This window comes from Caulobacter zeae, from assembly GCF_002858925.1.
GTDB lineage: Bacteria > Pseudomonadota > Alphaproteobacteria > Caulobacterales > Caulobacteraceae > Caulobacter > Caulobacter zeae.
Genome location: NZ_PJRS01000011.1, coordinates 416,017 through 424,033 on the forward strand (window position 1 = coordinate 416,017; position 8,017 = coordinate 424,033).

Sequence of the window (8,017 nt, forward strand, 5' to 3'; positions counted from 1 at the left end):
GCATTCGACAGCGCCGGCGAAAAAAGTCGAGCCCCCAGGACCTGCCGCAAGCGCGTTTACCGATGGCTTCAATGCGGATAACTTCGCGCAAAGATTGTGCCTTGGGGGAGGCGACCATGATCCGGCTGGCGGTATTCTGCGACGGCACCTGGAACGGGCTGCAGATGCAGAACCTGACCAATGTCGCCCGGCTGGCGCGCTCGGTGGTGCGCGATCCGCCCGGCCGGAACGGCAAGCCCGGCGTGCCGCAGGTGGTCTATTACGACGAGGGCGTGGGCACCGCGACCGGAGTCAGCCGCATCAGCGACCGCCTGGAAGCCATCCTCGGCGGCGCCTTCGGGGCGGGCCTGGATCGCAAGATCGAGCAGGCCTACCGCTTCATCGTCCTGAACTACAAGGAGCCGGACGACGAGATCTTCATCTTCGGCTTCAGCCGCGGCGCCTATACCGCGCGCAGCCTGTGTGGCCTGATCCGCAAATGCGGCATCCTGCGGCCCGAGCACCTGCAACGGGTGCCCGAGGCCATGCAGCTCTATCGCAATCGCAAGATCCATCCCGCCGGGCCCGAGTGCCAGGAGTTCCGCGACCGCTATTCGCGGCGCGAGGTGGTGGGCGCCGAGGACCTGCTGCGCAAGGTCGGCGAAACCACCGTGACCCGGCGGGCGGCCGATGCGGCCGAGGGCGAGGAATGCCTGCTGACCGACGAGGTGCGCCGCAGGCGGGCCGTGCGGATCCGCTATCTGGGCCTATGGGACACGGTGGGCTCGCTGGGCGTGCCCGACCGCTTCTGGCTTTTGTCGGCCTTCAACAAGCGCTTCCGCTTCCACGACACGGAGGCCTCGAAGCTGATCGAGAGCCTGCGCCACGCCATCGCCGCCGACGAGGACCGCCGCACCTTCAGCGCCGCGCCGTTCTCCAACATCCGTGACCTGAACATCACCGCCACCGAGGAGCTCAACGCCGGGATCAAGGCGCGCAATGCGCGGGCGGCCAAGGCGGGACGCGAGGTCGCGCCCCTGGCCCAGGTCGTGGACCGCAAGGCGCCCGGCTACATCCCCTATGGCGAGCGGCGCTACCAGCAGAAGTGGTTCCCGGGCGACCACGGGGCGGTCGGCGGCGGCAATTTCGAGCTGGGGCTGTCCAGCGCCGCCCTGCTGTGGGTGGCGCAGGGCGCGCAGGCGGCGGGCCTTGTGTTCGACGATCGGCCGGACGGCGAACTGGCCCAGGCCGGGGACCTGGCCAATCCATTGGTCGACTGGCGCATCGGGCGCCGGCCCGGAACGCTGCGGCCGGTCTGGATGACCGACCTCCTGGGCATGATCGGCGGCTATCGCTCGCGGGCGGTGTCGATCGGCCGCGACGAGGTGCATCCCGGCGCGCGGCTGCGCTGGACGCGGATGGCGCACTATCGGCCCAAGGTGTTCTCGCCGTTCACCGGCGAGACGAGGCTGGGCCCGCACCGCTATGTCGAGCTGTTCACCGGCCCGCCGTTCCGGCTGCTGTTCGTGCTGGCGCTGATCGCTGGCGCCCTGCTGCTGGCCTGGCTGCTGGGCGTGATCGCCCACGAGCTGCTGCGGCTGCTGCCGTTCGGGCTCGGCGCACCGGCGGCCGACGTCCTGGCGGGCGTCGGCGCCTGGGTGCGGGGCCTGTTCGGCAGGTAGGCCCCATCGACATTCAGGCCCGGTGCGCGGCCCTCGCCCTTCGACAAGCTCAGGGTGAGGTCCGTCTACAGGCCCGAGCGATGGAAAAACCTCATCCTGAGCTTGTCGAAGGACAAGGTTTTCGTCTCAACCGGTAAAGTACGGATCCGCGCCGGACCCTAGTGCGCCAGGGTTTCCAGGAAGCGCACCGGCTCGCCGCGGCCCTCGGCGATGATCTCGTCGTCGCGCATGACCACGATGCCGCGGACGATGGTCGCCACCGGCCAGGCCTTGGCCTCGAAGCCGTCGAACGGGGTCCAGCCGGCGCGGTTGGCCATCTGCGCGTGGGTGATGACCTTGCGGGCCTTCATGTCGACGATGGTGAAGTCGGCGTCGAAGCCCTCGGCCAGGCGGCCCTTGTCGGCCAGGCCGAACACGCGGTTGACGCCATGGCTGGTCAGGTCGACGAAGCGTTCGAGGCTGAGCTTGCCGTCCACCACATGGGTCAGCATCACCGGCACCAGGGTCTGCACGCCCGGCATGCCCGACGGCGAGGCCGGGTAGGGGCGGGCCTTTTCCTCGCGGGTGTGCGGGGCGTGGTCGCTGCCCAGCACGTCGGCGATGCCCGCCTCGATGCCGCGCCAGACGCCGGCCACGTGATAGGCGTCGCGGATCGGCGGGTTCATCTGGGCGAAGCCCTTCAGCCGCTCATAGGCTTCGGGCGCGACCAGGGTCAGGTGTTGGGGCGTGACCTCGACGCTGGCGACGTCCTTGTTCAGCGCCAGGAAGTCGATCTCTTCCTTGGTGGTGACGTGCAGCACGTGGATGCGCTTGCCCAGGTTCTTGGCGATGCGCACCAGGCGGTGGGTCGACTGCAGGGCGGCCTGGGCGTCGCGCACCTCGGGGTGGCTGGTCCAGTCGCCGGGACGGGCCAGGCTGCGGCGATCGGCCAGGCGGTATTCGTCTTCCGAGTGGAAGGCCGCGCGGCGGTTCACATGCCGCAGCACGTTCTCGACGCCCTCGTCGTCCTGCACGAGCAAGGACCCGGTCGAGGCGCCCATGAACACCTTGATGCCGCAGCAGCCGGGCAGGCGTTCCAGCTCGCCCAGGAAGTTGGCGTTCTCGTGGGTGCCGCCGACATAGAAGGCGTGGTCGGTATGCATGCGGTTCTTGGCGCGGGCCAGCTTGTCGGCCAGGGCGTCCGGATCGGTGGTGGTCGGCTCGGTGTTGGGCATCTCGAACACGGCCACGACGCCGCCGAGGGCCGCACCGCGCGAACCGCTTTCCAGGTCTTCCTTCCACTCCAGGCCCGGCTCGCGGAAGTGCACCTGGCTGTCGATCACGCCCGGCAGCACGGTCAGGCCCGAGGCGTCGAACACCTCGCCGGCGCTGGCCTGCGACAGGTCGCCGATGGCGACGATCTTACCGCCGCGCACGCCGATGTCGGTGATCCCGCGCCCAGCGTGGTTCACCACCTCGCCCCCACGGACGATCAGGTCGAAGGTCTGGGACATGGGGCGCGCTCCTGCGGTGGTTTGGGGCGGTCTAGGTCCGCTGGGGAGCGGTGGCAACACGTTTCGTGTCATTCGCCGTTGCACCCCAACTCCAAGCTTCCCCGCGAAGGCGGGGATCCAAGCGGGATTGGCGACCTCTGGAAAGCGTCAGGGGAGAACAGGTTTCTGACTCAGCTTGGGCCCCCGCCTTCGCGGGGGAAATCGGACGAGGGGGAGGCGTCCCGCCAGTACGATCGCTCAGCAGTTCAACGTCTCATACAGGTCCAGCCAGTGAGGGTTCATCGCCTCGATCAGCCGGATCTTCCACGCGCGGTTCCACTTCTTGATCTGGCGCTCGCGAATGAGCCCGCCTTCACGGCTGTCCCCATTCTCGTACCAGACCAGGCGGTGCACGCCGTGGCGACGGGTGAAGCCCCGAAAGTGCTCTTCCCGATGCTGCCAGATACGGCGGGCGAGATAGTCGGTATGGCCGCAATAGAGGGTGCCGTAGGGGGCGCTGGCCAGGATGTAGACCGAGAACAGGAGGTCCATGGATCACGCCGTGCTGGTGTTGGCTTTCTGAGAACATAAGGTGAACAATTTAAGCGCGCAACCACGCAATTGCTCGTGGGAGAATTGAGAAATCCGTTGGCGCGGCGCCCTCAGCTTGGGCCCCCGCCTTCGCGGGGGAGATCGGGGGAGGGGGTTAGGGTTGGGCCCCTTTGTCCAGGTCGAACGACACCCGGAACAGGCGGCCCGGGCGGGAGAGCTCGTAGGTGAAGGCCTGGTCGGTCAGGCCCAGCGACCAGACGTTGGTGTTGGACACCACGCGGTCCAGGCGGGTGAACATCGCCTTGGACTCCGCGTCGACCGGGAAGCGCTGCAACTGGGCCGTTCCGGCCTCGACCGTGTCGCCGCCGTAGCGGGAAAGCTCGTCCTCGACGCCGTCGGCGTGGCGGTGGTCGTGCTTGAGGCGCAGGCCGCCGCCCTCCAGGCGGGTGACGATCCAGGTGCGCGAGCGGTCCTCGCCCACCCGGAAGGGGATGCGGATCTCGCGGGCGTCGCAGCTGGCCACGGTCATGACCAGCGCCGACTTGCGGAAGGGCTCGTCGGCGGCGTCGCCGGCCACGACCCGGCCGGTCAGGGTCTTGCCGCACAGGGCCGTCAGTCGGGCGAAGAACTGGTCGGCGGGCGTCTGTGGAGCGGCCGTCGCCGAGGCGGCCGAGAGGCCAAGCAGCGCGCACAGCACAAGGATCGCCTTCACGGGATCAGACCAGAGGGCTGGCTTCGCCGTCCGGGCGCTTGCGGCGGCGGGGCGAGACCTTGAGCTTGGGTTCCGCTTCGGGCGCGGGCGGGGGAGCGGGCATGTCGAGCGGCAGTTCCGGCGCCGCCTCGCTGGCGAGGGGGGTCTCGACCGGCGCCTCGATCGATGCTTCGGGCGGGGCCGCTTCGACGACGGGCTCGGGCTCCACGGCCGCCGGCGGCGCGGCGCCGGCGCGGGCCTCGTCCAGCAGCTCGATCGCGGCGCGCACCACCTTGGCCACCGGCAGGTCGCTCATGTGGCGGATGGCCTGCGAGAGGTCGGGATCGACGGCCTTGAACTGGTCGAAGTCGCGCGGGCCGCGCACGGCGCGGGTCAGTGGGCCCCAGGGGCCGTAGCGGCGCTCGTCCGAGGGGCCGAACAGGCCGACGGTCGGCGTGCCGGCGGCGGCGGCGATGTGCATCAGGCCGCTGTCGTTGCCGATGAAGAGGTCGGCGCGCTTCAGGCAGGCATAGGCGGTCAGCAGGTCGACCTTGCCGGTCAGGTCGATGCATCTGCCTCTGGCGGAAGCCATGCGCAGCTCCTCGACCATGCGGCCGTCCTCGGGACCGCCCAGGATCAAGAGGCGGCCGCCCTCCAGCTTGCCGCCAGGGCCCAGCAGCTGGGCGGCGGTCTGGGTGAAGCGCTCGATCGGCCAGACCTTGCCGATCCAGTTGGCGGCCGGGCCCATGGCCAGGATCGGGCCAGTCGGCTCGCCGCCGCGCGGGGCCAGCATCTGGTCGGCCAGGACCTGGACTTCGGGGGTGATGTAGAGGTGCGGGGCCGGCGGATCGCCGTCGATCTTCAGCACGCGGGCGGTCTCGACCACCTTGTGGGCGATCTCGCCGGGGGTCTTCTTCCAGATCGCCCGCTTCTCGCGGCGAAGGAAAAGAGCGGTCGCCGAGCCCCGCAGGTCGACCACCAGGCCCCACTTCTTGTGGCGCACCTGGTTCCACAGCTTGAACCAGTGGCCCTTGCCCTTGCCCTTTTCCATGACGATCACGCGATCGAGGCCGGGGACATGGGCGAACAGCGGCGCGGCCAGCGGGCCGGCGACGATGGTGAAGCGGGCGTTGGGGATCTCGTCGGCCAGCATTTTGATGAGGCCGGACGACAGCACGGCGTCGCCAATACGCGTGGCGGTGATGAAGAGAATCGGGAAGGCCCGCTGTGTCATCGGTCCATGTATAGGGTGAACCGGCTGTCAACGCATCCCGTTATCCCGCTTAAGCTTTCTTGAGCCGAAAGACTGGCGTCGGCGTCGCCTCGGCGCCACATGTGCGGCCATGACTAGCTCGCGTCTCGCCCGCCTCCCGTCCCGCGCCGTCATCGCCGTCGCCGGCCCCGACTGGCGCAGCTTCCTGCAAGGCCTGCTGACCCAGGACGTCGACAGCCTGGCCCCGGGCGAGCTGCGCTTTTCCGGCCTGCTGACACCGCAGGGGCGGCTGCTCTACGACCTGTTCGTTGCCGGCCTGCCGGATGGCGCCCTGCTGGACGTCGCCGCCGAGCATCGCGAGACCATCGTCGCGCGGCTGTCGATGTACCGCCTGCGGGCCAAGGTCGAGATCGGGCCGATCGACCTGGCTGTGGCCGCCGCCTTCGATCCCGCCGGCGCGCCGGTGACGGGCGAGGGGTTCTATGCCGATCCGCGCCTGCCGGCCCTGGGCGCGCGGGTCTACGGCCCGGCGAGCGAGCCCGACGCCGACGAGACCGCCTACGAGGCCCATCGCCTGGCGCTGGGCGTGCCCGGTCCGGCCGACTGGCTCAGCGACAAGAATTACCCGATCGAGGCCGACTTCGACCTGCTGGCCGGCATCGACTTCAAGAAGGGCTGCTTCGTCGGCCAGGAGACCACCAGCCGCATGAAGCGGCGCGGCACGATCAAGAACCGCATGCTGCCGATCGTCTTCGACGGCCCTGCTCCTGCCTTCGGCGCCGAGGTGCTGGCCGGCGAGCTTCGCGCCGGCGAGGTGCTGAGTGGAAGCGACGGCCGTGCCATGGCCCTGCTGCGCCTCGACCGCATCGAGGGCGCGGATCTCACCGTCGACGGCCGTCCGGTGCGGGTCGACCGGCCCGAGTGGGTTCCGCAGGCGCCGGCGGCGGGCTGACCCGCCGCCTTCGCCGCAGCGTCTAGCGGCAGCGACCGTAGCGGTCGGGCGAGGCGCCGGGACCCCCGCGCCAGCCGGGAGGGTTCTCCCAGTTGGTGCCGGGGCCGCCGCGCGGACCGGGCGGGTTGTCGTCGCGGTCGAGCCAGCAGCGGCGCGCCTGGTTCCACCAGCCGTGGGTCGGGTGCCAGTAGCCCCAGCGCGGGTTGTAGTAATAGCCGTTGCGATAGTCGAAGCGGACCTTCTGGCCTTTCCAGCGATAGAAGCGGCGGTCGGGCGAGGCGCCGGGGCCGCCGCGCCAGCCGGGCGGGTTCTCCCAGTTGGTGCCGGGACCGCCGCGCGGACCGGGCGGGTTGTTGTCCCTGTCGCGATGCTGGGCCAGAACCGGCGTGGCGGTCATGGCAGCTGTCGCCAGGGCGAGCACGGCGAGAGTTCGGAAAGCGCGCATCAGCGGCTTCTCCTTGTCGTTGGCGTCCCTCTAGCCAAGCCTAACGTGCGAGACCGGCGTTTCCGTCGCGGGGGTGCGAATGTTCCCTGAAAGTTCTGGTTTTCGGCGCGCGGTCTGCTAGCGTCGCCGCATGACAGAGATCCATCGCTGCACCTGGCGGGGCATGAACGGCGACCCGCTGTACGAGGCCTACCACGACACCGAGTGGGGCGTGCCCGAGTGGGACAGCCGCGCCCTGTGGGAGAAGCTGGTGCTCGACGGTTTCCAGGCTGGGCTGTCGTGGATCACCATCCTGCGCAAGCGCGAGGCCTTCCGAGCGGCCTTCGCAAACTTCGATCCCGAGGTCGTGGCCCGGTTCGGCGAGGCCGACCGAGCCCGGCTGATGGCCGACGCGGGCATCATCCGCTCCAACGCCAAGATCGACGCGGCCATCAACGGCGCGCGGATCTATCTGGACATGCGAGACCGCGGCGAAGACTTCTCGACCTTCCTGTGGGGCATCGTCGGCGACGCCCCGATCCAGAACGCCTTCACCGGCATGGGCGACGTCCCGGCCCAGACGCCGCTGGCGGTCGACATGGCCAAGGCGCTGAAGGCCAAGGGCTACAAGTTCTGCGGCCCGGTGATCGTCTACGCCTTCATGCAGGCGGTCGGCATGGTCAACGACCACTTCGTCACCTGCTTCCGCCACGAGGAGTGCAAGGCGCTGGGGCATCGTCACTAAGGGGGCGGACTCAATTTCCTGGAGAGGAAAGTCTTTGAAATCAATGCTAAATCGATCGTCATCCCGGAAAGCCCGCAGGGCTTATCCGGCGACTGTGTTGGGTCAAGGCTGTTTGAGCCAGGGCTGGCCGGCCTTGAGCATGCTGTTGGCGGCGACGACGAGCTTCCTGGCGATGGCGACGAGGGCGACCTTTGCGGGTTTTCCCGCGGCGCGCATGGTCAGGTACTCGCGTTTGAAGCCCTGGTCGGAGCGGACGGCGCTGACGGCGGCCATGTAGAGGGCGGCGCGGACGCACGGGCGTCCGCCG

The 8,017-nt window shown here is 69.3% G+C and carries 8 protein-coding genes and 1 pseudogene; 3 read left to right on the top strand and 6 right to left on the bottom strand.

Annotated features, from left to right (window positions below; translation table 11 throughout):
• Positions 1-116: 116 nt before the first annotated feature.
• A complete protein-coding gene (locus tag SGCZBJ_RS25245; RefSeq protein ID WP_165799261.1) occupies positions 117-1,661 on the top strand; it encodes a DUF2235 domain-containing protein in 1,545 nt (514 codons plus the stop codon).
• Between the two features lie 158 nt (positions 1,662-1,819).
• On the opposite strand, the gene SGCZBJ_RS06760 is transcribed toward SGCZBJ_RS25245, so the two are convergent.
• The 4 genes from SGCZBJ_RS06760 to SGCZBJ_RS06775 all read right to left on the bottom strand — a co-directional run bounded on the left by SGCZBJ_RS06760 (position 1,820) and on the right by SGCZBJ_RS06775 (position 5,610).
• A complete protein-coding gene (locus SGCZBJ_RS06760) occupies positions 1,820-3,154 on the bottom strand; it encodes a dihydroorotase (RefSeq protein WP_101717235.1) in 1,335 nt (444 codons plus the stop codon).
• A 237-nt stretch (positions 3,155-3,391) separates the two neighbouring features.
• A complete protein-coding gene (locus SGCZBJ_RS06765; RefSeq protein ID WP_101717236.1) occupies positions 3,392-3,685 on the bottom strand; it encodes a GIY-YIG nuclease family protein in 294 nt (97 codons plus the stop codon).
• 154 nt (positions 3,686-3,839) lie between these two features.
• Entirely contained in the window at positions 3,840-4,397 is a 558-nt protein-coding gene (locus tag SGCZBJ_RS06770) for a hypothetical protein (RefSeq protein ID WP_101717237.1), read from the bottom strand.
• A gap of 4 nt (positions 4,398-4,401) precedes the next feature.
• Complete coding sequence (locus SGCZBJ_RS06775) at positions 4,402-5,610, bottom strand: glycosyltransferase family 9 protein (protein ID WP_101717238.1); 1,209 nt, start codon at positions 5,608-5,610, stop codon at positions 4,402-4,404.
• Between the two features lie 109 nt (positions 5,611-5,719).
• Here SGCZBJ_RS06775 and ygfZ point away from each other — a divergent pair, with 109 nt between their 5' ends.
• Entirely contained in the window at positions 5,720-6,541 is an 822-nt protein-coding gene (ygfZ, locus tag SGCZBJ_RS06780) for a CAF17-like 4Fe-4S cluster assembly/insertion protein YgfZ (protein WP_101717239.1), read from the top strand.
• A 22-nt stretch (positions 6,542-6,563) separates the two neighbouring features.
• On the opposite strand, the gene SGCZBJ_RS06785 is transcribed toward ygfZ, so the two are convergent.
• Positions 6,564-6,986, bottom strand: coding sequence for a hypothetical protein (locus SGCZBJ_RS06785; protein WP_101717240.1), 423 nt, complete (start codon positions 6,984-6,986; stop codon positions 6,564-6,566).
• Between the two features lie 130 nt (positions 6,987-7,116).
• On the opposite strand from SGCZBJ_RS06785, the gene SGCZBJ_RS06790 reads away from it, so the two are divergent.
• Positions 7,117-7,710, top strand: a complete 594-nt coding sequence (locus tag SGCZBJ_RS06790) for a DNA-3-methyladenine glycosylase I (RefSeq protein ID WP_101717241.1) — start codon at positions 7,117-7,119, stop codon at positions 7,708-7,710.
• Between the two features lie 102 nt (positions 7,711-7,812).
• On the opposite strand, the pseudogene SGCZBJ_RS06795 reads toward SGCZBJ_RS06790, so the two are convergent.
• Positions 7,813-8,017: pseudogene (locus SGCZBJ_RS06795) on the bottom strand (IS110 family transposase); the annotation flags it as partial.

Excerpts from the sequence above, each read along its gene's own strand:
- SGCZBJ_RS25245 (WP_165799261.1), top strand. The coding sequence starts at position 117 with ATGATCCGGCTGGCGGTATTCTGCGACGGCACCTGGAACGGGCTGCAG.
- SGCZBJ_RS06760 (WP_101717235.1), bottom strand. The coding sequence starts at position 3,154 with ATGTCCCAGACCTTCGACCTGATCGTCCGTGGGGGCGAGGTGGTGAAC.
- SGCZBJ_RS06765 (WP_101717236.1), bottom strand. The coding sequence starts at position 3,685 with ATGGACCTCCTGTTCTCGGTCTACATCCTGGCCAGCGCCCCCTACGGC.
- SGCZBJ_RS06775 (WP_101717238.1), bottom strand. The coding sequence starts at position 5,610 with ATGACACAGCGGGCCTTCCCGATTCTCTTCATCACCGCCACGCGTATT.
- ygfZ (WP_101717239.1), top strand. The coding sequence starts at position 5,720 with ATGACTAGCTCGCGTCTCGCCCGCCTCCCGTCCCGCGCCGTCATCGCC.
- SGCZBJ_RS06785 (WP_101717240.1), bottom strand. The coding sequence starts at position 6,986 with ATGCGCGCTTTCCGAACTCTCGCCGTGCTCGCCCTGGCGACAGCTGCC.
- SGCZBJ_RS06790 (WP_101717241.1), top strand. The coding sequence starts at position 7,117 with ATGACAGAGATCCATCGCTGCACCTGGCGGGGCATGAACGGCGACCCG.